General features: G+C 67.0%; 24 protein-coding genes. 18 read left to right on the forward strand and 6 right to left on the reverse strand.

Features of this window, described 5'->3' with window-relative positions:
- The first annotated feature begins 249 nt into the window (after positions 1-249).
- Positions 250-690 (forward strand): secondary thiamine-phosphate synthase enzyme YjbQ, encoded by a 441-nt coding sequence (locus tag QHC78_RS04245; RefSeq protein ID WP_319742609.1) that lies wholly within the window; start codon positions 250-252, stop codon positions 688-690.
- 30 nt (positions 691-720) lie between these two features.
- Here the strand turns inward: QHC78_RS04245 and QHC78_RS04250 are convergent, their stop codons facing one another.
- The gene (locus tag QHC78_RS04250; RefSeq protein WP_319742610.1) at positions 721-2,994 is read right to left on the reverse strand and encodes a xanthine dehydrogenase family protein molybdopterin-binding subunit; all 2,274 of its coding nucleotides are present in this window, start codon (positions 2,992-2,994) and stop codon (positions 721-723) included.
- 302 nt (positions 2,995-3,296) lie between these two features.
- On the opposite strand from QHC78_RS04250, the gene QHC78_RS04255 reads away from it, so the two are divergent.
- Together QHC78_RS04255 and QHC78_RS04260 are read left to right on the forward strand one after the other, a co-directional pair.
- Positions 3,297-3,773 (forward strand): (2Fe-2S)-binding protein, encoded by a 477-nt coding sequence (locus QHC78_RS04255; protein WP_319742611.1) that lies wholly within the window; start codon positions 3,297-3,299, stop codon positions 3,771-3,773.
- Positions 3,770-6,595 carry a c-type cytochrome gene (locus QHC78_RS04260; protein ID WP_319742612.1) on the forward strand — a complete coding sequence of 942 codons (2,826 nt, stop codon included), beginning with the start codon at positions 3,770-3,772 and terminating at the stop codon, positions 6,593-6,595. Before QHC78_RS04255 ends, QHC78_RS04260 begins: the two co-directional genes overlap by 4 nt.
- A 68-nt stretch (positions 6,596-6,663) precedes the next feature.
- Here the strand turns inward: QHC78_RS04260 and QHC78_RS04265 are convergent, their stop codons facing one another.
- Together QHC78_RS04265 and QHC78_RS04270 are read right to left on the reverse strand one after the other, a co-directional pair.
- Positions 6,664-7,869, reverse strand: a complete 1,206-nt coding sequence (locus tag QHC78_RS04265; RefSeq protein ID WP_319742613.1) for an ABC transporter substrate-binding protein — start codon at positions 7,867-7,869, stop codon at positions 6,664-6,666.
- Between the two features lie 314 nt (positions 7,870-8,183).
- Positions 8,184-8,654, reverse strand: a complete 471-nt coding sequence (locus tag QHC78_RS04270) for a MarR family winged helix-turn-helix transcriptional regulator (protein ID WP_319742614.1) — start codon at positions 8,652-8,654, stop codon at positions 8,184-8,186.
- A 128-nt stretch (positions 8,655-8,782) separates the two neighbouring features.
- On the opposite strand from QHC78_RS04270, the gene phnF reads away from it, so the two are divergent.
- The 13 genes from phnF (at position 8,783) to phnP (ending at position 19,572) form a co-directional block, all read left to right on the forward strand.
- Positions 8,783-9,511, forward strand: a complete 729-nt coding sequence (phnF, locus tag QHC78_RS04275) for a phosphonate metabolism transcriptional regulator PhnF (RefSeq protein ID WP_319742615.1) — start codon at positions 8,783-8,785, stop codon at positions 9,509-9,511.
- 50 nt (positions 9,512-9,561) lie between these two features.
- Positions 9,562-10,509 (forward strand): phosphate/phosphite/phosphonate ABC transporter substrate-binding protein, encoded by a 948-nt coding sequence (locus QHC78_RS04280; protein WP_319742616.1) that lies wholly within the window; start codon positions 9,562-9,564, stop codon positions 10,507-10,509.
- Between the two features lie 68 nt (positions 10,510-10,577).
- A complete protein-coding gene (phnC, locus tag QHC78_RS04285; RefSeq protein ID WP_319742617.1) occupies positions 10,578-11,372 on the forward strand; it encodes a phosphonate ABC transporter ATP-binding protein in 795 nt (264 codons plus the stop codon).
- Positions 11,365-12,405: a phosphonate ABC transporter, permease protein PhnE gene (gene phnE / locus QHC78_RS04290; protein WP_319742618.1), complete on the forward strand. Its 1,041-nt coding sequence runs from the start codon at positions 11,365-11,367 to the stop codon at positions 12,403-12,405. Before phnC ends, phnE begins: the two co-directional genes overlap by 8 nt.
- A 71-nt stretch (positions 12,406-12,476) precedes the next feature.
- Positions 12,477-12,956 carry a phosphonate C-P lyase system protein PhnG gene (gene phnG, locus QHC78_RS04295; RefSeq protein WP_319742619.1) on the forward strand — a complete coding sequence of 160 codons (480 nt, stop codon included), beginning with the start codon at positions 12,477-12,479 and terminating at the stop codon, positions 12,954-12,956.
- Positions 12,949-13,527, forward strand: coding sequence for a phosphonate C-P lyase system protein PhnH (phnH, locus tag QHC78_RS04300; protein ID WP_319742620.1), 579 nt, complete (start codon positions 12,949-12,951; stop codon positions 13,525-13,527). Before phnG ends, phnH begins: the two co-directional genes overlap by 8 nt.
- Positions 13,527-14,636, forward strand: a complete 1,110-nt coding sequence (locus QHC78_RS04305; RefSeq protein ID WP_319742621.1) for a carbon-phosphorus lyase complex subunit PhnI — start codon at positions 13,527-13,529, stop codon at positions 14,634-14,636. The genes phnH and QHC78_RS04305 overlap by 1 nt, the downstream gene beginning before the upstream one ends.
- Positions 14,633-15,529 carry an alpha-D-ribose 1-methylphosphonate 5-phosphate C-P-lyase PhnJ gene (locus QHC78_RS04310; RefSeq protein WP_319742622.1) on the forward strand — a complete coding sequence of 299 codons (897 nt, stop codon included), beginning with the start codon at positions 14,633-14,635 and terminating at the stop codon, positions 15,527-15,529. The genes QHC78_RS04305 and QHC78_RS04310 overlap by 4 nt, the downstream gene beginning before the upstream one ends.
- Positions 15,526-16,356 carry an ATP-binding cassette domain-containing protein gene (locus QHC78_RS04315; RefSeq protein ID WP_319742623.1) on the forward strand — a complete coding sequence of 277 codons (831 nt, stop codon included), beginning with the start codon at positions 15,526-15,528 and terminating at the stop codon, positions 16,354-16,356. Before QHC78_RS04310 ends, QHC78_RS04315 begins: the two co-directional genes overlap by 4 nt.
- A gap of 10 nt (positions 16,357-16,366) precedes the next feature.
- A complete protein-coding gene (phnL, locus tag QHC78_RS04320) occupies positions 16,367-17,089 on the forward strand; it encodes a phosphonate C-P lyase system protein PhnL (protein WP_319742624.1) in 723 nt (240 codons plus the stop codon).
- Positions 17,086-18,240 carry an alpha-D-ribose 1-methylphosphonate 5-triphosphate diphosphatase gene (locus QHC78_RS04325; RefSeq protein WP_319742625.1) on the forward strand — a complete coding sequence of 385 codons (1,155 nt, stop codon included), beginning with the start codon at positions 17,086-17,088 and terminating at the stop codon, positions 18,238-18,240. Before phnL ends, QHC78_RS04325 begins: the two co-directional genes overlap by 4 nt.
- A gap of 7 nt (positions 18,241-18,247) precedes the next feature.
- On the forward strand, positions 18,248-18,814 hold the full coding sequence (gene phnN / locus QHC78_RS04330; RefSeq protein WP_319742626.1) for a phosphonate metabolism protein/1,5-bisphosphokinase (PRPP-forming) PhnN: 567 nt from the start codon (positions 18,248-18,250) through the stop codon (positions 18,812-18,814).
- Positions 18,805-19,572, forward strand: coding sequence for a phosphonate metabolism protein PhnP (gene phnP, locus QHC78_RS04335; protein WP_319742627.1), 768 nt, complete (start codon positions 18,805-18,807; stop codon positions 19,570-19,572). Before phnN ends, phnP begins: the two co-directional genes overlap by 10 nt.
- 53 nt (positions 19,573-19,625) lie before the next feature.
- Here phnP and QHC78_RS04340 read toward each other — a convergent pair whose 3' ends face one another.
- Positions 19,626-20,243, reverse strand: a complete 618-nt coding sequence (locus tag QHC78_RS04340; protein WP_319742628.1) for a CNP1-like family protein — start codon at positions 20,241-20,243, stop codon at positions 19,626-19,628.
- Between the two features lie 93 nt (positions 20,244-20,336).
- Positions 20,337-20,909, reverse strand: coding sequence for an RNA pyrophosphohydrolase (locus tag QHC78_RS04345; RefSeq protein WP_319742629.1), 573 nt, complete (start codon positions 20,907-20,909; stop codon positions 20,337-20,339).
- 83 nt (positions 20,910-20,992) lie between these two features.
- On the opposite strand from QHC78_RS04345, the gene QHC78_RS04350 reads away from it, so the two are divergent.
- Complete coding sequence (locus QHC78_RS04350; RefSeq protein WP_319742630.1) at positions 20,993-22,735, forward strand: proline--tRNA ligase; 1,743 nt, start codon at positions 20,993-20,995, stop codon at positions 22,733-22,735.
- Positions 22,736-22,795: 60 nt separating this feature from the next.
- Here the strand turns inward: QHC78_RS04350 and QHC78_RS04355 are convergent, their stop codons facing one another.
- Complete coding sequence (locus QHC78_RS04355) at positions 22,796-23,791, reverse strand: Bug family tripartite tricarboxylate transporter substrate binding protein (RefSeq protein ID WP_319742631.1); 996 nt, start codon at positions 23,789-23,791, stop codon at positions 22,796-22,798.
- Positions 23,792-23,907: 116 nt separating this feature from the next.
- Here QHC78_RS04355 and QHC78_RS04360 point away from each other — a divergent pair, with 116 nt between their 5' ends.
- Positions 23,908-24,801 (forward strand): SMP-30/gluconolactonase/LRE family protein, encoded by an 894-nt coding sequence (locus tag QHC78_RS04360; RefSeq protein WP_319742632.1) that lies wholly within the window; start codon positions 23,908-23,910, stop codon positions 24,799-24,801.
- The last annotated feature ends 9 nt before the right edge of the window (positions 24,802-24,810 follow it).

Genomic DNA, 24,810 nt, shown 5'->3' on the forward strand with positions numbered 1-24,810 from the left:
AACAAAGCCTGTAGCCAGGCATGCGAACGCACAGTCGACACTGTGCGTTTTTTGTTTGCCGGCTTGTTTTCGCGTTGTTTGCGCGCGCCTTCATCTGCCATTGCTGCTTATCCCTCCGAGGCTTTCTACAAGGCCCGGATACCATCCACCCGCTATGCCGGCCTGCAGTCGCGCGCTACACTGGCACGCTCTTGCCGGAAACCAAGAAAAGCAATCTGCCGGCCCGTGGTCCTACCGACATCGACTGCCATGAAACCCGATCGTCGCTCCGCCTCCGTGGCCCAGCAAGCATTCACCATCGATACTCCCGGCCGCGGCCTGATCGAGATCACTGACTCCATCCGGCGATTCGTCCGCAATAGCGGCATGACCGTCGGCGTGGCGCACGTGTTCGTCAGCCACACCAGTTGCTCATTGCTGGTCACCGAGAATGCCGACCCCGATGTCCGCGCCGATCTGGAGCGATATTTTTCGCGCCTGGTGCCCGACGGCGACTCTCTCTATGCGCACGACGTGGAAGGTCCGGACGACATGCCCGCGCATGTGCGGGCGGCGCTGACCGCGGTCAGCCTGTCCTTGCCCCTTTCCAATGGCGGGCTGGCCCTGGGCACCTGGCAAGGCGTCTACCTGTGGGAACACCGCCAACGCCCGCATAGAAGGCATGTCACGATAACGCTGGTGGGCGGCTAAAACAGCACCGCAGGGATGTCCGCCGGCGTGCTAGACCGCGGCGGCCAGCTCCGCGCACTGCGCGCGCACCACTGCCGGCGTGAAAGGCGCTTGCCGGAAACGCCGGCCGGTGGCGTCGAACAGCGCATTGGCGATGGCCGCAGCCCCGGGGACCGATGCGGACTCGCCGGCCCCCAGCGGAGGCTGGTCCTGGCGCGGCACCAGCACGACATCGATGGCCGGCACGTCGACGAAACCCAGGATGGGATAGGTGCCCCATTCACGGCTGGCCACCCCGGCGCGGTCGAAACTCACGCGTTCCTTCAGCACCCGGCTGACCATCTGGATCACGTTGCCGTGGACCTGGTGGATGACGCCGTCCGGATTGACGACCATGCCGGTATCCTGGCCGACCACGACGCGCTCGACGGCAACCGCCCCCGAAGCCGGATCGACCTCGACATCGGCCACCCATGCGGACCAGGCAGCGCCGAAGCCAGGGAACTTGCTGTGGATGTAGCGTGCATAGGCCAACCCGCGGCCGCGCAGTTTGCCGTCGGGCCCCGGCTGCCCGCGTGAACCCGGCGCACCGGACCGCCAAGCGGCGCGCTCGGCCACGGCGCGCAGCAAATCAGCGGCGCGGGGGTCGTCCAGGTGGCGCAGACGGAAAGCCAGTGGGTCCTCGCCCGCCTCGTGTGCGAGCTCGTCGACGAAGCATTCATGAGCAAAGGAATTGGGCAGCGCCGATACGCCGCGCAGCCAGGCGGCCCGCACCAGCGGCGGCATGTCGTGGCATTGGATGCGCGTGGCCCCATACCGATAAGGCGGCACCGCGGTACGGTCGCCCATCTGCAAGGTGCGAGGCTCGGCCGGTACAGTGCCGGTCAGCAGCAGCGCCAGCATGGGCGCGTCATTCGACGGGTACCAGGTCTGGAAGTCATACGCGGAAAGATTGCCGTGGGCGTCCAGCGCGCCGCGCACCTGCATGAGCTGCGCTGCGCCCTTGGGTTCCCACACATGTTCCTGTTCGCGCGAAAGCTGGACGCGCACCGGCCGGCCCACGGCGCGCGACAGCAGCGCAGCATCCGCGCAGACATCATCGGCGCAGTTGCGGCCATAGCAACCGGCGGCCTCCATGCGGATGACCTCTATCCTCTCCTCGCCCAGCCCGAACAGGCGATCCAGGTCGATGCGCAGCATGTGCGGATTCTGCGTGCCGCTCCAGACGGTGAGCCTGTCATCGCGATAGTCGGCCACCGCACAGGAGGGACCGATCGAGCCATGCATCTGATAGGGCCAGACATAGGTGCGCGCAAGGACGGTGCGTCCACCGGCCAGCGCGGCCTCCACATCGCCTGTACTGGCCAACTCGCGCGGCGAGGATGGCGCGCGCCGCAGCGCAGCCTCGATATCCTCGAGCGCGGGCACGGGCGGCGGCGCCTGCCACTGGATCCGTAGCCGGCGCGCTGCGCGGATAGCTTGTTCTTCCCTTTCCGCGACGATGCCGACGAAGTCGCCCTCGACGACGAGGCGCACAACACCCGGGATGTCGGCGATCGAGGCCTCGTCGATGGCGACAAGACTATGCCCGACAAAGGAGCCCGCATCCCGGCCGGCATAGGGCGGACGAACCACGCGGCCATGAAGCATGCCCGGCACACGCACGTCGTGCACATAGGTGAATTGCCCCGTGGCCTTGGCCGGGATGTCGATCCTGGACAGCCTGCGGCCGACCAAGCGGTGCTCCGACGGCGGCTTGAGCGGCTGGGTATCGTCGAGGGTGAGGTGTTCGCGCCGCTCCTGCAGCAAGGTCCAATAGCTGATGCAAGCACCCGATGCCGCAGCGACCTGCCCATCGGCCACGGAGAGCTCGCTCTGCGCCACGCCCAGCGCATCCGCAGCCCATGCCAGCAGGCGGGCCCGGGCCTGCGCCGCCGCACGCCGCAGCGGCATTGCCGAAATCTGGATACTGGCGCTGGCGATAGTGGGACCCTGGTTGGGGGTGGCTTCCGTATGTCCCAGGATCATACTGACGCGAGCCGGCTCGACATCGAGTTCATCGGCCACCAGCTGGGTCAATGCCGTTGCGATGCCGGTACCGAGGTCGACGTGGCCGTTGAAGGCCTGGACCCGTCCGTCGGCATGGACGGCGATGAACACATCGGGCAGAGCCGGGACATAGCTGGATGCGGCGCCCGGCTGGCCAGGTGCCGGCTGAACGGCGGGCAACGGCGGCCGCAGCACGAGCAGCACGCCGCGGGCCGCCAGCAATGCCGCGCGTTCGGCACGCGGCGTGACGGGAGCGACGTCAGCAGGATCGGCCATCGGAAAAGCGCGGAACGCGCGTCATGACAGGGCTCGACAGTGGAGGCCGACGCCAACCGCCAGGCGTCGGGAAGAGCAGCAATACCGCGTATACGCTTCATTGTGTCATCGCCCTACGGGGCTGGCAAGATACCGGCGAAGCGCGCCGGGCGGCCATGAAACGGCAGTATCCGTAGGTACGAGCAAACCCTTAATGGCTCTAGCCACGACCTGCGTAAAACCGGGTTTACTTGACCCATTGTCGCGCATACACTCATTTCATCGACGGTCGCCCGAAGCCATTCCCGATCCGCCCCTGCCCCATGCCCGCCGCCCCCCGTTCCTTCCAGCTCGACGTCAATGGCGACCGGCACGAGATCACGGTCGAGCCCGACGCCCCCCTGCTTTACGTACTGCGCAACGATCTCGGCCTGAACGGACCGAAATTCGGCTGCGGCCTGGGCGAATGCGGCGCGTGCACGGTGCTGGTAGACGGCGTCGCCGCGCGCTCCTGTGTCATCCCGGTAAAGGGCGTGGAAGGCCGCGCCGTCACCACCCTGGAAGGGTTGGGTACGGCCGGTGCGCCCGGCCGCGTGCAGCGTGCCTTCATCGCATGCCAGGCGGCCCAGTGCGGCTACTGCATGAACGGCATGATCATGACCTCGCACGCCCTGCTCGCGCGCAACCCCCACCCCACTGAAGCCGAAATCCGCCGGGAGCTTCAATACAACCTGTGCCGGTGCGGCACGCACATCGAGATCCTGCACGCGGTCAAGCGGGCGGCGCAGGACCGCACATGAAGCGCATGCCTCTTGCCAGCGGCAGCGCCCCGCGGCCGCCGGCAGCCACGGCGGTCTGTCATGGCGCGGTGCTGCGCCCGCCGGTGCTCCAATGGGACGGCCGCCGCTATGGCGGCGCACGGCTCGCCGGCCTGGCGGCCGGCCAGGTGCGCGCCATGCCGGGCGTACTGTCCGTGGTGGCCGAGCATGATTTCGTCGGCGTGGTGGCCGCCAGCCGCGAGATCGCCGAAGCCGCGGCCGCACGCCTGGCGCCGCAATGGCGGCAACCGGCGCCTGCGATGTCGTCATCGGCGGAAAATACGCCGGGACGGCGCCTGGAAGCCTCGTACTGCTGGCCGCTGGCCACTACCTTCCCCCCGCAGGCGCCGTGGGCTATTGCGCTGCCCGACCAAGACGGCATCACAGTTTGGGCGCCTTGCGATCTGGCGACGTCCCATGTGCTGCAGCAAGAACTTTCCCTGCTGGCCGGCCTGCACGCCGAGCGCGTCAACGTATTCGCCAACGGCCAGCCGCCTGACCCTCGCGCACTCGACATTGCCGCGGATGCGGCGCTGCTGGCCACACTGAGCGGCAAGGCGGTCCGCATCGCGGATACTGGCGTGCCGGCCGCGCCTTCGCCACGGATCACCGTCCGTGCCACTCTGACCGATGACGGCTCGATCGCCGCATATGCGTTGGATGGCGGCCCGCCCTTGTGGCCGCGGCCCAGCCTGGCCCGCCTGCTGGCGGGCGGCGAGGCCATTCCCCGCCCGGTCCCGGCCGCCCTGCCGCCCTATCGCTATGCCGCATCCTTGGCCGCGGGTCCATCGGATCTCGCTGCCGGCCCGGCTGGCCTCCATGACAGAGCATCGGCAACGGCCCGCGTGTTCGCCCATGAATCCTTCATCGACGAAGCGGCCGCTGCCGCGGGCGTCGACCCGATTACCTATCGGCTCCGGCAGCTCGACGATCCCCGCGGCGCCGCACTGATTCGCCAGGTGGCCCGCCAGGCAGGCTGGCAGGGCGCACGGCCTGCCAGCCTGCCTCGGCGTACCGGCCGCGGCTTCGCCTATGCCTCGGTCACCGACGACTCGGTCATGCCGCCACAACGTACCTGGGCGGCCTGGGTCGCCGAAGTAGCGGTCGATCCGGACAGTGGCGCGGTCGACGTCACCCGTATCGTGGTCGGCCACGACACCGAATCGCTCACCCCGTTGCCGGCGGACCGCGCGCGCATGCAAGGCGAGCTGCTGGCGGCGACGCGCAAGGCGCTGCAGCCGCCGGCATTCGACGATCCGGGCGGCATGCCGCCGCTGCGGCGGGAGGCCGCGGGCACAGCGGTCGAGGTCGTCGTGCCGGAACGCGCGCTCGCCCCGGATGCACCCCTGACCTGGAGCGACCACGTCACATTGCCCGCTGCGGCTGCCGTAGCGAACGCCATATTCGACGCTACCGGCGTACGCTTGCGCGAGCCCCCCTTCAATACGCCCGCGGCATCGCGGCAGCTGGCGCTGCCGGCCGCTGCGCGCGGAACCGCGCGGCGCGCCACCGCATGGATGGGAGGCATCGCCGCTGCAGCGGCAGGGCTGCTGATCAGCGGTTCGCCATGGCGTAGCGCGATCCCGCCGGTGGCCTCGCCGGATCTATCCGTGTATTCGGAAGCGGCCATCGAGCGCGGCCGGCTGGTGGCCGCCGCGGGCGACTGCATGGTCTGCCACACCGCCCCGGGCGGCGCGCCCCACGCCGGCGGGCGCGCCCTCGATACACCCTTCGGTACGATCTACACGACCAACATCACGCCGGATCCGGAAACCGGCATAGGGCTATGGTCGCTGGCGGCTTTCGAGCGCGCGATGCGCGAAGGTGTACATCGCGACGGCCGCCGCCTGTATCCCGCGTTTCCGTATACCTCGTTCGCCAAGCTTACCGATGCCGACATCCAGTCCGTGTATGCCTACCTGATGACGCAGCCGCCGGTGAAGGCCACGCCGCCGCCCAACCAACTGGCCTTCCCCTACAACATCCGTCCGCTGCTGGCCGGCTGGAACGCGCTGTTTCACGACAAGGCCGTCTACCAGCCCGACCCCTCGCAATCCTTGATGTGGAATCGCGGTGCCTACCTGGTCCAGGGAGCCGGCCATTGCGGCGCCTGCCATACGCCGCGCAATGCGCTGGGTGCAGAGAAATCCGGCAAGCTCGATTACCTGGCAGGCGGCATGGCGGAAGGCTGGGAAGCTCCCGCGCTATCTGCGCTCAGCCCGGCCCCTCTGCCGTGGCGCGAAGAAGACTTCTACCAGTATTTGCGCACGGGCTTCTCGGAACGGCACGGCGTGGCCGCCGGGCCCATGGCCCCTGTGGTGCACAGCCTGGCGGCCCTGCCCGACACCGACATCCGCGCCATGGCCGTCTACCTGGCCTCGCTTCAAGCCGCCGAGTCCGAGACCGGTGCGCCCGATGCCGCGGCTATCGAAACCCTCGAGGCCGGCGCCGGCGACACCGCGGGCGTACTCGACGCCGCAGGCGCACAGACCTTCCGCGGCGCATGCGCCGTGTGCCACCAGACGGGGGAAGGGCCGCAGCTGTTCGGCGTCAAGCCATCGTTGGCGCTCAACACCAACGTGCACAGCAGCCGGCCGGACAACCTGGTGCAAGTCATCCTGCACGGCATCCCCGATCCACCCAATGGCGACCTGGGCTACATGCCGGGCTTTGCCCAGAGCCTTGATGATGAACAGGTGGTGGATTTGGTGCGCTACGTGCGCGCCCGCTTTGCCCCGGACAAGCCGGCCTGGGATGACCTGCCCTGGACCGTGGCACGCCTGCGCGCGCGGGCGGCGGACTGACGCAGCCGCCAGAGAAAAAGACGCCTCCCGCGGGATAGGAGGCGCAAAAAACGGTAGCGCGAGCCGGACTAGTTGGTCTTGCGCAGCTTGCGGACCTCCTCGTCGCTAGGCAGCACCTTGGCACCGTCGACATAGGTGAAGTCCACCATCACACCCTTGCCGTCCTTGACGGCGGTCTTGCCGACATAGGCACCCATGGTGGATTGGTTGTCGATCGACCGGTAGGTGATCTTGCCGAACGGAATCGTGACGGGCAGATCCTTGAAAGCCTTGATCATGGCCTGCGTCTCGGTCGAGCCGGCACGCTTGACGCCCTCGGCCAGCGACACGATGGCGCTATAACCCACCACCGAACCCAGGCGGGGATAATCGTTGAACTTGTCCTGGTAGGCCTTCAGGAAAGCCTTGTGCTCAGGCGTATCGATGGCATACCAGGGGTAGCCGGTAACGATCCACCCTTCCGGCGCGTCGCCGCGCAATGGATCCAGGTACTCGGGCTCGCCCGACAGCACGCTGACCACCGGCAGGTTCTTGAAGAAGCCGCGGGTAGACCCTTCCCGCACGAAACGCGTCAGGTCGGCGGCGAACAGCACGTTGAATAGCGCATCGGGCTTGGCGCCGGAGATGGCCTGGATCACGCTGCCGGCATCGACCTTGCCCAGCGGGGTAGCCTGCTCGGTGACGAACTCCACGTCGGGCTGGCCTTCCTTCATCAGCTTCTTGAAGGTCTCGACCGCCGACTGGCCGTACTCGTAGTTGGGATAGACGATGGCCCAGCGTTTTTTCTTGAGCTTGAGCGCCTCGGGGACCAGCATGGCGACCTGCATGTAGGTCGAGGTCCGGAGGCGATAGGTGTACGGGTTGCCGTTGGCCCAGGTGATCTTGTCCGTGAGCGGTTCGCTTGCCAGGAAGAAGACCTTGCGCTGGTTGGCGAAATCGGTCAGGGCCAGGCCGACGTGCGACAGGAACGAACCGGTCAGCAGGTCGACCTTCTCGCGGCTGATGAGTTCTTCGGCCACGCGCACGGCATCGCCCGGGTTGCCATTGTCGTCGCGCACGACCAGGCTGAGCTTCTTGCCATTGACGCCGCCGGCGGCATTGATCTGATCGATGGCCAGCTCCATGCCTTTCCGGTAAGGCTCCAGGAACGCGGGCTGCGACTTGTAGCTGTTGATCTCGCCGATCTTGATGGTGTTCTGCGCCCAGGCGGACGCTGAGAGCGTGGCGAAGCTGGCGGCCGCAATGACCCGGAAATAGCGTTTGCTGGCGAACATGGATTTTCCTCAGAGGAAGTAAAGGACTTCACTGCGACAACGGCGGCACGGCGTGCGCGCCGGACGTGAAAGATATCGGGCACACACTCAAATCGTCAGTACCAGCGCCACGCCGGCGATCGATACCCGCCTGGCATGACCGGCACGCTGCGAAGATCGCAGGAATCCAGAACTTCACTCCAGGAGTAGTACACGGCGCGCGCAAAGGCGCGTGGTCCAACGCAGGCGTCCCCCCGGCCAAGGCCCGCCCCTCCTCGAGCCACGGCTTTGAGAGTGTGGCAAATTACAGTGTTCACACTGTATTGGGATTAGCCCTAGGCAAGATCCTCGCCCGCCATCTTGCGCAACAGAAAAACGATGGCGACGCGCTCGGCCGGGTTCAACCCCGCGAAGGTGGCCTCGGTAATGTCTTGCGCGAAGGGCACCATTTCACCGACCAGCGCCTTGCCCCCGGCAGTCAGGGAAAGCAGCACCCGCCGGCGGTCATGGCTGTCGTGACCCAGAGAAAGCAGGCGCCGCGCCACCAATCGCTTGATCACCCCTCGCACCGTGGCCTGGTCGATCGCGGTGGCCTTGACCACGTCGCTGAGCGAGCATGACCCCGCATCGCGCACTGCACAGAGAACGACGAACTGCACGACGGTGAGCTGCGAGTCGGGAATGACCTGCTGGAAGATGGCCGTATGCCGCTGGTAGGCCCGGCGGAGAAGATGCCCGACCTGCTCGTTGAAACGGTAGGCGTCGCCGGCCTGTGCGTCCGGTCTGGGTCGCGGTTGTCTTGGCATGAAGGGGGACGTCCCGGAAACACGAGAGGGTCGCGTCGCAAAACTATACCCGACGGCCGCGGTTCCTTCACGTACCTGTCATAGACGCTGCGTATCGTGGCGCCATCGACTTGTCTAGATAACTACACATGAGCCTCTACGCGGTGACCCGGGAAAACGGCGAAGCGCTCTATGCGCAGATTGCCAGGCAACTGGAACAGGAAATCGCCAGCCTGTATTCCCCGGGCGATTTTCTCCCTTCGGAAGGCGTCCTGGCTGCGCGCTTCGGCGTCAATCGCCATACGCTGCGGCGCGCCATCGACGAGCTGGTCGATGCGGGCATGCTCGAGCGGCACCATGGTCGCGGCGTCGCTGTGCTGGACAGCCAGCTGGATTACCAGATCGGCACCGGAACCCGCTTTACCGAGAACCTCGCTGCGCTGGGCATGCTGCCTACCAGCCGCCTCGTGCGCAAACAGACCCTGCCCGCGATCCGCCGCGTGGCCGAGCGCCTGCACATCGACGAAGGGGATCCGGTGTATTGGCTGGAGACGCTGCGCACGGCGGACGAACGTCCGATGTGCGTGAGCTCGCACTTCATTTCCGCGCGGCTTTTCCCGGATCTGTCCAGCCATTACGACGGAGGCTCGCTGCATGCGTTCCTAGCGGACCGGTACGGCTGCCGGCTGCGCAGGACGGAAAGCCTGGTGACGGCGGTGCTCCCGCAAGGCGATGACGCCAAGTGGCTGAGAATGCCGCAGAACCGGCCGGTGCTGCGCGTGAAGAGTGTCAACGTAGACGATAGGGACGGAACCCCCATCGAATACGCAATAACCCGGTTCCGCGCAGACCGCATCCAACTGCGCATCAATCTCTGAAGGTCTCGCAAACCTCGCTTTTTGCCATTCCCCTTGCAGGAGCACAAGTAATGTATCGGAAACTCCCCCTTCGACGCCAGTTGCTCGCCCTGGGCGCGGCGGCCGCCATGGCCATGCCCCTCGCCGCCCTGGCCCAGGCGCAGCACGACGGCAGCGCCGCCAAACCGCTGCGCGTCGTACTGATCCCCGCCGATGGCGGCACCGAAGACGGAACCAAGAAGGACTTCCAGCCCATCTTCTCCGCCATGGAGCAAGCGACCGGCCTGAAGTTCGACCTGAAGGTGGGGCAGAGCTACGCCGCCGTGGTCGAGGCCATGTGCAACGGCGCGGCAGACATTGCCTGGTATGGGCCGGCTTCCTACCTCCAGGCCAAGGGCCGCGGCTGCGCCGAACTGCTGGCGCTGGCCGTGAACCGCGGCGAGTCCGTCTACTACTCGGGCGTCTTTGCCCGCGCCGGCAGCGGCATCGAGAAACTGGCGGACCTGCGCGGCAAGCGCGTGGCGCTGGGCGATATCAACTCCACGTCCAGCTTCAATGTGCCGGTCGCCATGATGATCGAAGACGGACTGAATCCCGCACGCGATCTGGGCGTCATCAATATGGCGGGCACTCATGCCAACGTGCTGAAAGCGCTGTCCGAGGGCCTGGTCGACGCGGGCGGCGCGTCGTTCGACTCGTTCGAGAAGGCGGTCAACGCCAAAGCCATCGATCCGTCGAAGGTAAAAGTCATCGCCAAGAGCGCGCCTATCCCCTATCCGCCGCTCGCCATCCACCCCAAGGTAGATCCGGCCATCAAGGCCAAGCTGCGGCAAGCGTTCAACAACGTCGACAAGCTCCCCGGCATTTCCAAGGACCAAATACGCGGCTATGGCGGCGGCCGGGTCGACGGCTATACGGCCGAAGTCAGCGAAGCCGACATGGCCAAGGCCGGAAAGATGTTCGAACTGGTGACCGACCAGGTCAAGCAAGACATCGTGAAGAAGGCCAGCTCGCGCTGACCGCCCGCAAGCAGTCAGAGGCCGGCACCGGACCCGGTGCCGGCCAGACTCCAGAGAGACCCATCGCCATGATCCATTTCGACAACCTCGACAAGCAGTGGCCGGACGGCACCAAGGCCTTGAGCAACATCAGTCTGACCGTTGCCCGGGGCCAGTTCTGCGTCATCCTCGGCCCTTCGGGGGCGGGAAAATCGACCTTGCTGCGCGCCGTGAACGGGCTCGTGCCGCCCACCCGCGGACACGTGGAAATCGACGGGGTCGTCCTGTCGCCGAGCACGCAGCGCCACCTGCGGCGGCGCGTAGCCATGATCCACCAGCACTTCAACCTGGCCTCGCGGCTCAGCGTCGCTGCCAATGTGCTCTCCGGGCTGCTGCCCGCCGTATCCACCGCGCGCGCCCTGTCCGGCTGGTTCCGGGCGGAACACCGGCGCAAGGCCTGCGCGCTGCTCGAGCAGGTCGGCCTGTCGCCCACTCACCTGAAGCGGCGGGCCGGCGACCTCTCCGGCGGCCAGCAGCAGCGGGTAGGCATCGCACGGGCGTTCATGCTGGACCCTGAAGTGGTCCTGGCAGACGAGCCGGTGGCGAGCCTCGATCCCAAGATTTCGCGGGACATCCTCACCTTGATCCGCGATGCGGCCCGGGAACGCAATACGACGGTCTTGTGCAGCCTGCACCAGATCGAGCTGGCGCGCGAGTTCGGCGACCGGATCGTCGGCATGCGCGACGGGCGCATCGTTTTCGACGGCACGCCGGAAGCCTTCACCGACGAACGGGTGCGGGCGCTCTACCATGGCGCGCAATGGGAAGAGCCGCCCAGGGCTCCGAGCACTGCCGCGCCGGCCTTCGAGCTTGCACATGCCTGAGATCGCCATGCAGACCAAGCCGATTCCTGTTCCGGCGCCGGGGACGGTTGCCCGCTGGCACCTCGACCCGCCCTTTTCCTTCCGCCATGTCCTGATCTTCGTCATGGTGGCCGCGGTGCTGGTCCTTACCGGCCACCGAACCGAGATGGACCGCATGGTCTCGATGACCGTGCAGGCCGCAGGCAACCTGTTCGGGCTTACCGACGAGTCGCAAGTGGTACGCGGGCTGTCGCGCGTCGCCAGTTCGATGTGGCCGCCGGCGGTCGGGGAAAGCGAGGAGGTCTCGCGCCTGCCCGGTCTCGACCGCGACAACCTTCCGGCATTCTCGCGCATCGAAGTGCAAGAGCGGGTCCAGCAGCGCATGAACCCCGACACGCTGGCCCTGGAACCGCACGTCGAGCGGACCGAGGTCCTGGTCCAGCCCCTGGGTTACGTGTGGACCGTGTTCGTCAAGATGATCGAAACGCTGGAGATCGCGCTGTGGGGGACCATCCTGGCGGTCCTGCTGTCGGCACCCCTGGCGTACTTCGCGGCGCGCAACTACAGCCCGAATCAGGCCACCTACACTGCGGCCCGCGGATTCATCAGCCTGCTGCGCTCTGCGCCCGAACTGATCGTGGCGCTGTTCCTGGTGCTGGCCTACGGCTTCGGCCCCATCGCAGGCGTGCTGGCGCTAGGCCTGCATGCTGCCGGCTTCCTGGGCAAGTTCTACGCGGAAGACATCGAGAACGCGGACCGCAAACCGCAGGAAGCGCTCGAAGCGATAGGCGCCGGCAAGCTCAAGACCTTGTGGTACGGCGTGGTGCCGCAGGTCCTGCCGCAGTACATCGCCTACACCGCCTACATCCTGGACCGCAACCTGCGCATGGCCACCGTCATCGGACTGGTCGGGGCAGGCGGGATCGGCCAGGAACTGAAGGGACGGTTCGACATGTTCCAGTACGGACATGTCATGACCATCCTGATCGCCATTTTCCTGTTCGTCTTCGTCCTCGACCAGCTGTCCGCCAGGGTCCGGGCCAAGCTCATCTAGCGACACGATGAACCCCACGACCGTCCTACCGCAACCAGCTTGTCTAGATATCCGTACAAAAGACTCCGTCCATGACAACCTTGCCTGAATTCCCCCGCCACCAGTGGCTGCGCCTATGGTCGGCGCTGCCCGCCGACCGCGTGAAAGCGGCTGCCGGCACGCTGGCGGCGCGCTATCGCATCGACGACCTCGAACTGCCGCAATCCGGCCTGGGCCTGCTGCCGCTGGCCGACGGCGCTCTGGGCCAGGCCTATTTCCTGGGCGAGATCCCGCTTGCCCGTGCCCACGTGCGCATTTCCGACGACCAGGGCCACGCGGCGGAAGGGGCCGCCGCGGTGATGGATGACCGTGCCAGCCTCGCCCGGGCGCTGGCCGTGCTCGACGGCATCGTGGCTGCCCGGCTGCCGGGACATGAAGACGCACGGCAACTGCTGGCCGAGGGTGCGGACGAAGTGGCCAGGACCGAAGCCGAGCGCAGGAAACTGCTGATTGCCACGGGCGTCGATTTTTCCATCCTCGGCACCCAAAGCGGCGAGGACGACGATGCCTGATAGCGCCTCGCACAGCCGCACCTCGGTGCCCTCGGACTGGCAACCCGCCGCGCAACAAGCCGCTTTCCGGCAAGTGCTCGCAGCCTTCTCCTACCCCGGACGCATCGTCTCGTTCGATACCGGCGCGGCCGATGCCTTGCCGCTGTTGCTGGCGACCCTGATCGACGGCAGTGTCAGCATGGCCGATCCGCACGGCTTGGTCGCCGCGGACGACCGCCGCCGCCTGGGCGCGCGGCCAGCCACGCCCGAGACCGCGCAATTCGTGGTCGCCGAGGGCTCGCGCGCGCCGGACTTCGCGCCTGCGCTCGGCTCGCTCGATAACCCCGAACAGGGCGCCACCCTGCTGCTGGCGGCGAACGGACTCGGCTCCGGTTATCGACTGAGCCTGGAGGGCCCCGGTATTGCGGCCCCCGCCACCCTTGCGGTTCAAGGCATCGAGCCGGTCTGGTGGCAGGAACGCGCGGCGTGGAATGCCGGCTTCCCGCTCGGCGTGGACCTCGTCGTACTGGCCGGCCGTTCGGCTGTGGCCCTGCCGCGCACGACCCGTATCGTTATGGAAGGAGCCGCCTGATGGGATACGTCGCAATCAAAGGAGGAGGCGAGGCCATCCGGGGCGCCGAAGCGGCGCTGGAGGCCCTGCGCACGGCCGAGGGCGAGTCGGGCGTCCCGCTTGCGCTCGCCGCCATCGAGAACCAGCTGCGTCTGCTGACGTCGCGGGTGGTGTCGGAAGGCGGGCTCTACCATCCGCGCCTGGCGGCGCTGGCCATCAAGCAGATGCAGGGCGACACGCTGGAGGCCGCCTTCGCGTTGCGCGCCTACCGTTCGACCAAGCCGCGGCTTCTCGATGCGCCGATGCAGGACACGCGCAAGATGCGGCCGATCCGCCGCATCTCCAGCGCGTTCAAGGACATACCCGGCGGCCAGATGCTCGGACCGACGTCCGACTATGCGCTGCGGCTTATGCGCCTGGATCTGGCCGACGAGTGTCCCGAGGCCTTCCGCGGCGTCGCGCGGCGCTTCCTGGAAGACGTCGTCGACGCCGAGCTGCCGGACACCTTTCCCAAAGTGGTCGATGCCCTGCGCGCGGAAGGCTTGTTGCCGGCGCTCGATGCCACCGTCAGCCCGCCCTTCGACATCACCCGCGAGCCCCTGGTGTTTCCGGTTCCCCGCTCCGCGGCACTGGCAACGATGGCGCGCGCGGAAACCGGTTCGCTGCTGGCCATCGCCTATTCGAATATGCGCGGCTATGGCGACGTCCACCCCACCATCGCAGAGCTGCGCGTCGGCTATCTACCGGTATTGCTGCCGCATCCCGCGACGGGCGAACCGGTCGAGGCCGGCGAGGTCCTCATTACCGAATGCGAGGTCGTTGCCATGTACGAAGGCAACGCGGACGGCCCGCCGACCTTCACCCTCGGCTATGGCGCCTGCTTCGGCCACAACGAAGTCAAGGCCATCTCCATGGCCATTCTCGACCGCTCGCTGCAAAAAGGTATGCGCGACGGCCCCGGCAATCCGTCTGAGGATCCCGAGTTCGTCCTGCTGCACGTCGACGGGGTCGACTCCATGGGCTTTGCCAACCACTACAAGATGCCCCACTACGTCACTTTCCAATCCGACATGGACCGCCTGCGCACCACGCAGGCCAAGGCCGGTATCGGCCGGGGAGGACATCGATGAACGCCCCCTATGCGCTGCCTGGCGACGACGTTGCCTACAGCTTCGGCTTCCTCGATGAGTTTGCCAAACGCGAAGTCCGGCGTGCCATCCTGAAAGCCATTGCCATTCCCGGCTACCAGACCCCGTACGCCTCGCGGGAAATGCCCATGGGACGCGGGTTCGGCACCGGCGGCCTGCAGCTTACGCTGTCGCTGGTGGGCCCGGACGACACGCTAAAGGTCATCGACCAGGGGTCGGACGACTCGGTCAATGCCGTCAACCTGCGCCAGTTCGTCGAGCTGACCTGCCCCGGGGTGCAGACCACCACCCATACCCGGCAGGCAAGCCTGATCCAGTCGCGCCACCGCGTCCCGGAAGTGCCGCTGACCGACGCGCAAATCCTGGTGCTGCAGGTGCCCTATCCCGACCCGCTGGTCGTGGTGGAACCTTCGGAGGCCCGGCGCAAGGCCATGCACGCGGAAGGCGACTACTCCCGCCTGCTGACCAAGCTCTACGAGGACATCGTGCAGTTCGACGAGATCACCATTTCCCACCGCTATCCGACCCGGATCAACGGTCACTACGTGATCGATCCGAGTCCTATTCCACGCTACGACGTGCCCAAGCTGCACCAGTCGGCCGCGCTGGTCCTGCTCGGGGCCGGCCGCGAGAAGAAGATCTATGCCGTGCCGCCCTATACCGATGCCGTGCCGCTGGCCTTCGATGACGTCCCGTTCCGCGTCGAGGACTTCCACGACGAGCATGGCCAGCGGCGCGCCTGCTGCCGTTGCGGGGCCACCGACAGTTTCCTGGACGAACTGATTGCGGATGACGGCAGCAAATCGTGGCAGTGCTCGGATTCCGACTACTGCGACGAGCAGCTCGCCGCACACCAGGCGGGAGCCGCGACATGAAGAAGATCCTGGAAGTGCGCAATCTGGCCAAGATCCACGGACCCGGTTGCCCCCAATGCGTCGCCAGCACGGGCCCGCAGGCCGATACCAACATCTGCCCGCATTGCGGCTCGGTGGTGGCCGCCCATGGCGTGTCGTTCGACCTGCATGCCGGCGAGATCCTCGGCATCATGGGTGAATCGGGGAGCGGCAAATCCACCGTCGTCAAGACGCTGTTCTTCGACGAAACGCCCACCAGCGGCGCGGCCCGGTTCCACGACGGCGACCGGTCATGGAACCTGTTCGCCTCCAATCCCGCGCAGCAGCGCTGGCTGCGCAACCACCGCTTCGGCATGGTGTACCAGAACCCGCACCTGGGCTTGAATTTCAACGTCTCGGCGGGAGGAAACATCGCCGAGCGCCTGTTGATGAGCGACCTGGCCCACTACGGCGATATCCGCGACCGCGCCCGCCGCCTGCTGGCACGCACCGAGGTCCGGCCTGACCGCATGGACGAATCGCCGAAGCAGTTCTCGGGAGGCATGCAACAGCGGGTACAGATCGCCAAGGCCCTGGCCACGCGGCCGCCGCTGCTGTACCTGGACGAGGTCACCACTGGACTGGATCTTTCGGTGCAGGCCCGCATCCTCGACCTGATCCTGGAAATACAGCAGGAACTCGCGACCGCCATGATCGTCGTCACGCACGACCTCGGCGTCATCCGCCTGCTGGCGGGGAGAACCCTGGTCATGAAGTACGGCCGGATCATCGAGTCCGGACTGACCGATCAAATCCTGGAAGACCCCCAGCACGCGTATACCCAGCGGCTGGTGGCCTCCGCCCTGTAAGGAGGCCGCCATGCAGCCCATTCTGACCATCGAGGGATTGCGCAAGCATTTTCTGCTGCATGACCAGGACAAGCGCTTGCCTTCGTGCGTTGACGTAAGCCTGTCGGCGTTTCCGGGGCAGCTCTCCGCGCTGGTGGGCCCCACCGGCGCCGGCAAGTCGTCGGTCCTGAAGTGCGTCTACCGCACCTACCTGCCCAGCGCCGGCCGCATCCTCTACCGTGACGGCGGTGGCCGCGAGGTGGACCTCGCCCAGGTGTCGGAGCACGAGATTCTGGCGCTGCGGCGGACCGAGATCGGTTTCGTGACACAGTTCCTGCATTGCCTTCCCCGCAAGCCGGCGCTCGACGTGGTGGCCGAACCCCTGGTCATCCGGGGGGAAGCACGCGATTCGGCGCGGGAGCGGGCGCGCACGCTGCTGGCGCTGCTCGATGTCCCTGAACGCCTATGGGAAGTGCCCCCCGCCACTTTCTCGGGCGGCGAAAAGCAGCGGGTCAACCTTGCCCGCGGCCTGATCGCGCGTCCGCGTCTGCTGCTGCTCGACGAGCCGACGGCCAGCCTGGACCCCGCCACCACAGAACGCGTGGTACGGCTGCTGCAAACCATCAAGCAGGAAGGCGTGGCCATGCTGGCCATCTTCCACCATCCCGAGCTCGTCCGCCGCCTCGCCGACCACGTAGTCGAGCTGGCGCCGCCGGTCGCGGCAACCGACCTCCTGGAGACTTGCCTTTCATGAACCGATTCCTGCTCACCCACGCCACCGTCGTCCTGTCCGACCAGGTGTGCTCCGACCTTGCCATCCTGGTCCAAGGGGAGACGATTGCCGCCATCGATCCCGACGGCACGGCAGGCGCCGTCGAAATAGACCTCTCCGGCCGGATGCTGATGCCCGGCCTGGTCGACCTGCACTGCGACGCCCTCGAAAAAGAAGTAGAGCCGCGCCCCGGCGTCCATTTCCCCCTGGACCTGGCATGCGCCCAGGCAGACAAGCGCAACGCCGCGGCGGGGATTACGACGGTCTTCCATGCGCTGTCTTTCGCCAACCATGAACTGGGCGTGCGCAACAACGCCTTCGCCTCGGACATTGCCCGCGCCATCCATGCCTGGCAAGCCCATGCCCTGATCGACAATCGCGTGCACGCCCGCTACGAAGTCACGGACGAGACCGCATCGCCCTATCTATCGGCGCTGCTCGGCGAAGGCGTGGTGCACTTGCTCTCGTTCATGGACCACAGTCCCGGCCAGGGCCAGTTCCGCGACGTCGAAGCCTACCGGAACTACCTGGCAAAGACCTACAAAACGGGTGAAGCGGCGCTGGACGACATCCTCCAGCGCAAAGCCGAATCGGCGCGCGGCGCACTGTCGCGAATGGAAGCCCTGGCGGCCGCAGCCCGTGACCGCGGCGTAGCCATCGCCAGCCATGACGACGACTCGCCCTCGAAGATCGCCGCGGTCGACGCGCTGGGCGCGGTGATCTCCGAGTTCCCCATCAACCTCGAGACCGCCGCCGCCGCCCGCGCCCAGGGCCTGGCGACCTTGTTCGGTGCTCCGAACGTGCTGCGCGGCAAATCCCAATCGGGCAATATGCGTGCCCTCGACGCCGTCCTGGCGGGCGTGGCCGATTGCCTGTGCGGCGATTATTCGCCCGCAGCGCTGCTGCCCTCGGTGATGCGCCTCCCCGAACTGGCCGGCATCTCGCTGCCGGCGGCCATCGCGCTGGTGACACGTAATCCGGCGCGCGCCGCCGGCCTCGCCGACCGGGGCGAGATCGCGGCCGGCAACCGCGCCGACCTCATCGCCGTCCGGCAATGCGCAGGACTGCCCCAGGTCGAGCGCGTCTGGTCCGCCGGCAGGCCCGCCCTGTCCGCCCATTTCGCCCCCGCCTGAGGCCGTCATGCAAACGCCTTTGATCTATGTCGTCGGCCCGTCGGGCAGCGGCAAGGACTCCCTGATCCGGTACGCGCGCGAGCGGCTGGCGAGCCAACCGGGCGTCTGCTTCGCGCACCGCTACATCACGCGGCCCGCGGATGCCGGCGGCGAAAACCACATCGCCTTGTCCGAGGAGGAATTCGCGGCCCGGGCGAAGGCGGACTTGTTCGCCCTGCATTGGCGCAGCCACGGCCTCTCGTATGGCATAGGCATCGAGATCAACCAATGGCTGGCGAAAGGCGTGACCGTGGTGGTCAATGGTTCGCGCGGCTATCTGCCCCAGGCCAGGAAACGCTATCCGGAACTGCTGCCGGTGGCGATCGAAGTCTCGGACGCCGTCCTGCGGGCACGGCTGCGCGCCCGAGGACGCGAGACGGCGGAACAGATCGAGGCGCGCCTGCAACGTCATCACGAGCTCGGCGGCATGGGCGACTCGCGCGACGTAATCCGCAACGACGGCGAGCTCGCGCCGGCGGGCGAAGCACTGGTTGCGCTGATCCGCAGGCGCAGCGGGGCCCTGGCATGCGCGTAACGTTCCTGGGCACGGGCGCGGCGGGCGGCGTGCCGCTTCATGGGTGCCCATGCGCGGCCTGTGCACAGGCTAGGCGAGACCCCGCGGCGGTTCGCCGCCCGTGCTCGGCCCTGGTCGAGACAGCCGCCACGCGCATCCTGCTCGACGCCGGGCTGACGGACCTGGACCACCGTTTCCCCCCGGGCAGCCTGGATGCCATCGTACTGACGCATTTTCATCCCGATCATGTGCAGGGCCTGTTTCATTTTCGCTGGGGGGTGGGCGAACCGATCCCGGTCTGGGCGCCGCCCGATACCGAAGGCTGCGCGGACTTGTACCGGAACCCTGGTTTACTGGCCTTCCGCCAGGCCGCGAAATTCACGCCCTTAGACATCGGCGACCTGCGCCTGACGCCGCTGCCGCTGATCCATTCCAAGCCCACCCACGGCTATGCCGTCGAAGGGCCGGACGGCGCGCGCTTCGCCTACCTCACGGATACCCTGGATTTGCCGCCGAAAACCGCTGCCTGGCTGGAAGACTGGGCGCCGAGCGCGCTGGCGCTGGACTGCACCTTTCCGCCTTGCGGCAATCCGCGCAACCACAACGACTGGACCCGCGCGCTGGCATCGGTCTCGCAGATCGCGCCCGCGCAGGCGTGGCTGACGCATATCGGCCACGACTTCGACCGATGGTGGATGGAAGGCGGCGTGGACCAGGCGCCGGCCGGGGTGGCGGTCGCGCGCGACGGCCTGGTGGTGGACGTCGCGGGTACGCCGTAAGGCCGCCGGGCGACGGCCCCTGCGCTGCTGCGGTGTCCCGCTACGGGCGCGTTCTACTGCAGGCTGCGGCCGGCCAGCCCGTCTGCGTAGCGCTCCCAGTGCCGCAGCCGGTAAGCGAGGTCCTCGGCTTTCGCGCCGGCAGGGCCTCCACCAGAGCAGAAGACACCGTTGCGCAACACATGCTGGACCGTACCGGGCACCAGATCGCGCCATTCGTCGTTCTGGGCACGCTGCCAGCCGGAACCCGGCCGGTACAGCGCGACGGTGCGCCATTCGCGCGTGCCGCAGCGCACGGATTCATAGGAAATGTTCTCGGCGCCCATGTCGCTCACGGCGCGCAGCGTATAGCGGACGATAAGGCCGGGCGCGATCTCGATGGAGCGGGGATCCACGCCGAAACGGAAGTGCTCGGTGCGGGCGAGCGGTTCGACAGGCAGCACGTCGCCCGCGGTCGGCACGGGTGGCAGCTTCGATTTCAATGCGTCCCAATCGGCGTCCGGCAGGTTGCGCTGGGCATCGAGGTCGTCCAGCAGGTAGTTGCCTTCGCCGCGCGGCTGGCTGCCGCAGGCGGCAAGAAACACGGCCAGGCACCCTGCCCCGGCCCAGGCGGCGAGCCGGCCCAGCTTGCGAACAGGCCGCGCCGCATGCCACCTACCGTAATGAGTATGCATATCCATCTTCCATTGGGACCTAGGCCGCATCATACCGAAGTCGTTCCCCGGCGCCGGTCGCATGGCGGCGCGCCGCCAGCACATAGGCAGCGTTCAGACCTCCGGGACTTCCCGGGACATGGACGACTGGGGATCGGGCTGGCCACGCCGGTGCGAACCCACGTGCTGGCGCAGGTAGCGGGTCTCGTGGCTGCGGCGGAACAGGACGACCGCCAGCTCGTTCAAGGCCAGCGTATAGACGTCGCGCTTGAATTCGATGACCGATTCCAGCGGCACCCAGTAGGAGCTCCAGCGCCACGCATCGAACTCCGGATGCGAGGACGCGCGCAAGCAGACGTCGCTGTCGCGGCCCAGCATGCGAAGCAGGAACCAGATCTGCTTCTGTCCTTTGTAGTGCCCCCGCCATTCCCGCCTGACGAAATGTTCGGGCACGTTATAGCGCAACCAGTCGCGTGTTCTACCCAATATCCGGACATGCTCGGGCCGCAGACCCACTTCTTCGTGGAGCTCGCGGAACATGGCCTGGACCGGGCTTTCGCCGTGCTTGATTCCGCCTTGCGGAAACTGCCAGGAATGTTCGTTGACGCGCTTGCCCCAGAAGACCTCGTTCTTCTGGTTGACGAGGATGATGCCGACGTTGGGACGGTAACCTTCACGATCCAGCATGAGCCACCCCAGCGATTCTCATACAATTGAGTCGATTATAGGCCCAGGGGGCCCAACCCGTATCCACCCACGTGAGCAACGCAATGCGCGCATCGCAGTTCCATATCGGCACCCTCAAGGAAGCGCCGTCCGACGCCGAAATCGTCAGCCATCAACTCATGACCCGGGCCGGCATGATCCGCAAGCTGGCCGGCGGCATCTATAACTATATGCCCATCGGCCTGCGCGTCATCCGCAAGATCGAAGGCATCATCCGCGAGGAAATGGACCGCGCCGGCGCGCTGGAGCTGCTGATGCCGGTCGTGCAGCCGGCCGAACTGTGGATGGAATCGGGCCGCTGGGAACAATACGGCCCCGAGCTGCTGCGCATCAAGGACCGCCACGGCCGCGACTTCGTGCTGCAGCCCACATCGGAAGAAGTCATCACCGACATCGCGCGCAACGAAATCCACAGCTGGCGCCAGCTGCCGAAGAATTTCTACCATATCCAGACCAAGTTCCGGGACGAGCGCCGACCCCGCTTCGGGGTCATGCGGGGGCGCGAGTTCACGATGAAGGACGCCTATTCGTTCGACCGGGACGAAGCCTGCGCGCAGAAGAGCTACGACGCGATGTACGAGGCGTATATGCGGATCTTCTCCCGCATGGGGCTCACGTTCCGCGCCGTGGCGGCGGATACCGGATCGATAGGCGGTTCGCGCAGCCATGAATTCCAGGTCATCGCCGACACCGGCGAAGACCTCATCGTGTACAACCCCGCCACCCAATACGCCGCCAACATCGAACTGGCCGAGGCGCCCTGCCTGATCGGCCAGCGCGGCACGCCCGGCCAGCCGCTGCAGAAAATGCCGACGCCGGGCGCAACCAAGTGCGAGGCGGTGGCCGAACTGCTCGGCCTGCCGCTGGCCGCCCACGTCAAGTCCATCGTGCTTGCCGTGGAGCCCGAGGAAGCCGGTCAGCCGGTCCAGATCTGGCTGCTGCTGCTGCGCGCCGACCACGAGCTCAACGAAATCAAGGCCGGCAAGATTCCTGGGCTGGACCGCGGTTACCGCTTCGCCACCGATGCGGAAATCGTCGAGCACTTCGGGTGCGTGCCGGGTTTCATCGGTCCGGTCGGTACCGCCAAACCGGTCAAGGTCGTGGCCGACCGCACGGTCGCCAACATGCATGATTTCGTTACCGGGGCCAACCAGGCCGACCATCACTACGCCTACGTCAACTGGGGCCGGGACCTGCCCGAGCCCGATCTCGTGGCCGACCTGCGCAACGTCGTGGAAGGCGACCCGGCGCCCGACGGCAGCGGCACGCTGTCCATCCAGCGCGGCATCGAAGTGGGACACGTGTTCTTCCTGGGTACCAAGTACTCGGCAGCGCTCAAGGCCACCTACCTCGACGAAACCGGCAAGCCGGCGCTGATGCAGATGGGTTGCTATGGCATAGGCGTCACCCGCTTGGTGGGCGCCGCCATCGAGCAGCACCACGACCCCCGCGGCATCATCTGGCCGCGCGCGCTGGCGCCGTTCGAGGTGGTCGTATGTCCGGTGGGCTGGGGCAAGAGCGAAGCCGTCCGCGAAACCGCTACCCGGCTCTACGAAGGGCTGAAGGAAGCGGGCGTGGACGTCATTCTGGACGACCGCGACGAGCGGCCCGGCGTCATGTTCGCCGACTGGGAGCTGATAGGCGTACCGGTGCGCGTGACGGTGGGTGATCGCGGCCTGAAGGACGGCGTGATCGAGATCCAGGGCCGCCGCGACGACGCCGCGTCCAAGGTGCCCGCGGCCGAAGGGCTTGCCGCCACCCTCGACAAGCTCGCCCAGGCCAACTGACGCTCCGGCAGGGACGGCCCTGCCGGCGGCCCCTCCAGACCCCTGCGGATGCGCGGCGCGCTACTCCACCCGGATATTCCGCGCCTTGATGACCCGCTCCCATTTGGCGCGCTCGTTGCCGATGAACGCAGCGAACTGGGCGCGCGACATGCCAGCGTCGACCAGGCCGGCGTCCCGCATGTAGCGCTGCACGTGAGGCGCCTGCAAGGCCTGCGCCACGTCCCGGTGGATCTGGTCCTTCACCGCATCCGGCGTCGCGGCCGGCGCGAAAAAACCGAACCAGCTGCCCGATACCACCCCCGGCAGTCCCGCCTGGGCGAACGTGGTCAGCTCGGGTGCCTCGGCCAGGCGCGCGTCGGCTGCCACGGCAATGGCGCGCAGCTTGCCCTGCTTGACCTGCGCCAGCGAAGCCGGAAAGTGGAACATGGCATTCACGTGCCCCGCCAGGAGATCATTCAAGGCAGGACCGGCGCCCTTGTAGGGAACATGCAGGATCGAAATGCCGGCTTCCGATGCCAGCAGCTCGGCCGTCAGGTGCGGACTGGATCCGTTCCCGGTCGAGGCGAAGCGCAATTCGCCCGGCTTGGCCTTGGCATAGGCGACCAGCCCGGCCACATCGTGGACGGGCAGGCTGGGATGGACGTAGAGCACGTTGGGCGCCGTGCCTCCCATGGCGACGGGCGCCAGCGAATCGGACTCGTAGGGCAGCGACTTCATCAGGATCTGGTTGGTCACGAAGCCCGTGCTGGTAAACAGCAAGGTGTGCCCGTCGGCATCGGCCCGCGCCACTTGCGCCGTCCCGATGGTGGTGCCCGCGCCTCCCCGGTTCTCGACCACTACGCTCTGCTTCCACTTCTGGCCGAGCTCGGTCGCCACTTGCCGGACCAGGCCGTCGGTCAGCCCACCGGGCGGATACGGCACCACGATCTGTACGGTGCGGGTGGGAAAGCCTTCCGCCTGGACGGCCGCCATCGGCGCCATGCCGGCGCATGCCAACGCCACCACCCACTGCGCGCCCCTGCCCCAGGCCGGCCGGATCCTGCAAAAACCGCTCATTGTCGTGTCTCCTCTCTATATGTTTGCTTTCAGCGCGCATTATTCGCGCATTAATTGAACAAATCAACTACATAGTTGATAATATCCACAATATAGACAGAACGAAGGAGCGGGACATGGGCGCGACAACGGGGGATCGCTATGAATGCGTGGTGGCGGGCGCCGACATACTGGGCGAAGTGCCGATGTGGTGCGAACGCACCCGGTTGCTGTGGTGGGTCGACGTGCGCCGGGCAGCGCTGCAGTCGTACGATCCGGCCACCGGCCGGCACACGGCGCGGCGGGTGGCCGAGGGCATGCTGATAGGCAGCATGGCACTGCGCCGCAACGGCGGCTTCCTGCTGGCAACCGACTCGGGGTTCTACACCTATGATCCCGATCTGGCGGAGCCTCCGCGCCCGCTGTTCGACCCCGAGCCCGACCATCCCGGCAACCGGCTCAACGATGGCCGTTGCGACCGCCGCGGCCGCTTCTGGGTCGGCAGCATGGTGGACGCCGAGCGGATTCCCGGCGGGCGGCTGTACTGCCTCGAGGCGGACCTGCGCTGCCGCACCATGCTGGAGGGCATCGTGGTCCCCAATTCCATTGCCTGGAGCCCGGACGACCGGACCATGTACTTTGCCGACACGCATCGCCAGCTGATCTGGGCTTTCGACTACGACGCGGACGACGGCGTCCTGAGCCGCCAGCGGGTATTCCAGGACTGGAGCCACCAGAAGGGACGGCCCGATGGCGCGGCCATAGACGCCGACGGCTGTCTATGGAATGCCATGGTTGCCACCGGCCAGCTGGTGCGGCACACGCCCGACGGCCGGGTGGACCGCATCATCCAGCTGCCGGTGTCGAACCCGACCTGCCCGGCCTTCGGCGGCGACGGCCTGGACCTGATGTTCGTCACCAGCCACTCGCAGCGCCTGGGCGACCAGCTGGCGCGCGAACCGCTGGCCGGGGGTCTGTTCGTGGTCGAAACCGGATGCCAGGGCCTGCCCGAGCCCCGCTTCGCCGGTTGACCCGCCGGC

Source organism: Pigmentiphaga sp. (assembly GCF_033795525.1).
Classification (GTDB): Bacteria; Pseudomonadota; Gammaproteobacteria; order Burkholderiales; family Burkholderiaceae_B; genus Pigmentiphaga.

What these genes read in the sequence shown, in the direction of transcription:
- QHC78_RS04245 (WP_319742609.1), top strand. Translation starts at nt 250, where the DNA reads ATGAAACCCGATCGTCGCTCCGCCTCCGTGGCCCAGCAAGCATTCACC.
- QHC78_RS04250 (WP_319742610.1), bottom strand. Translation starts at nt 2,994, where the DNA reads ATGGCCGATCCTGCTGACGTCGCTCCCGTCACGCCGCGTGCCGAACGC.
- QHC78_RS04255 (WP_319742611.1), top strand. Translation starts at nt 3,297, where the DNA reads ATGCCCGCCGCCCCCCGTTCCTTCCAGCTCGACGTCAATGGCGACCGG.
- QHC78_RS04260 (WP_319742612.1), top strand. Translation starts at nt 3,770, where the DNA reads ATGAAGCGCATGCCTCTTGCCAGCGGCAGCGCCCCGCGGCCGCCGGCA.
- QHC78_RS04265 (WP_319742613.1), bottom strand. Translation starts at nt 7,869, where the DNA reads ATGTTCGCCAGCAAACGCTATTTCCGGGTCATTGCGGCCGCCAGCTTC.
- QHC78_RS04270 (WP_319742614.1), bottom strand. Translation starts at nt 8,654, where the DNA reads ATGCCAAGACAACCGCGACCCAGACCGGACGCACAGGCCGGCGACGCC.
- phnF (WP_319742615.1), top strand. Translation starts at nt 8,783, where the DNA reads ATGAGCCTCTACGCGGTGACCCGGGAAAACGGCGAAGCGCTCTATGCG.
- QHC78_RS04280 (WP_319742616.1), top strand. Translation starts at nt 9,562, where the DNA reads ATGTATCGGAAACTCCCCCTTCGACGCCAGTTGCTCGCCCTGGGCGCG.
- phnC (WP_319742617.1), top strand. Translation starts at nt 10,578, where the DNA reads ATGATCCATTTCGACAACCTCGACAAGCAGTGGCCGGACGGCACCAAG.
- phnE (WP_319742618.1), top strand. Translation starts at nt 11,365, where the DNA reads ATGCCTGAGATCGCCATGCAGACCAAGCCGATTCCTGTTCCGGCGCCG.
- phnG (WP_319742619.1), top strand. Translation starts at nt 12,477, where the DNA reads ATGACAACCTTGCCTGAATTCCCCCGCCACCAGTGGCTGCGCCTATGG.
- phnH (WP_319742620.1), top strand. Translation starts at nt 12,949, where the DNA reads ATGCCTGATAGCGCCTCGCACAGCCGCACCTCGGTGCCCTCGGACTGG.
- QHC78_RS04305 (WP_319742621.1), top strand. Translation starts at nt 13,527, where the DNA reads ATGGGATACGTCGCAATCAAAGGAGGAGGCGAGGCCATCCGGGGCGCC.
- QHC78_RS04310 (WP_319742622.1), top strand. Translation starts at nt 14,633, where the DNA reads ATGAACGCCCCCTATGCGCTGCCTGGCGACGACGTTGCCTACAGCTTC.
- QHC78_RS04315 (WP_319742623.1), top strand. Translation starts at nt 15,526, where the DNA reads ATGAAGAAGATCCTGGAAGTGCGCAATCTGGCCAAGATCCACGGACCC.
- phnL (WP_319742624.1), top strand. Translation starts at nt 16,367, where the DNA reads ATGCAGCCCATTCTGACCATCGAGGGATTGCGCAAGCATTTTCTGCTG.
- QHC78_RS04325 (WP_319742625.1), top strand. Translation starts at nt 17,086, where the DNA reads ATGAACCGATTCCTGCTCACCCACGCCACCGTCGTCCTGTCCGACCAG.
- phnN (WP_319742626.1), top strand. Translation starts at nt 18,248, where the DNA reads ATGCAAACGCCTTTGATCTATGTCGTCGGCCCGTCGGGCAGCGGCAAG.
- phnP (WP_319742627.1), top strand. Translation starts at nt 18,805, where the DNA reads ATGCGCGTAACGTTCCTGGGCACGGGCGCGGCGGGCGGCGTGCCGCTT.
- QHC78_RS04340 (WP_319742628.1), bottom strand. Translation starts at nt 20,243, where the DNA reads ATGCATACTCATTACGGTAGGTGGCATGCGGCGCGGCCTGTTCGCAAG.
- QHC78_RS04345 (WP_319742629.1), bottom strand. Translation starts at nt 20,909, where the DNA reads ATGCTGGATCGTGAAGGTTACCGTCCCAACGTCGGCATCATCCTCGTC.
- QHC78_RS04350 (WP_319742630.1), top strand. Translation starts at nt 20,993, where the DNA reads ATGCGCGCATCGCAGTTCCATATCGGCACCCTCAAGGAAGCGCCGTCC.
- QHC78_RS04355 (WP_319742631.1), bottom strand. Translation starts at nt 23,791, where the DNA reads ATGAGCGGTTTTTGCAGGATCCGGCCGGCCTGGGGCAGGGGCGCGCAG.
- QHC78_RS04360 (WP_319742632.1), top strand. Translation starts at nt 23,908, where the DNA reads ATGGGCGCGACAACGGGGGATCGCTATGAATGCGTGGTGGCGGGCGCC.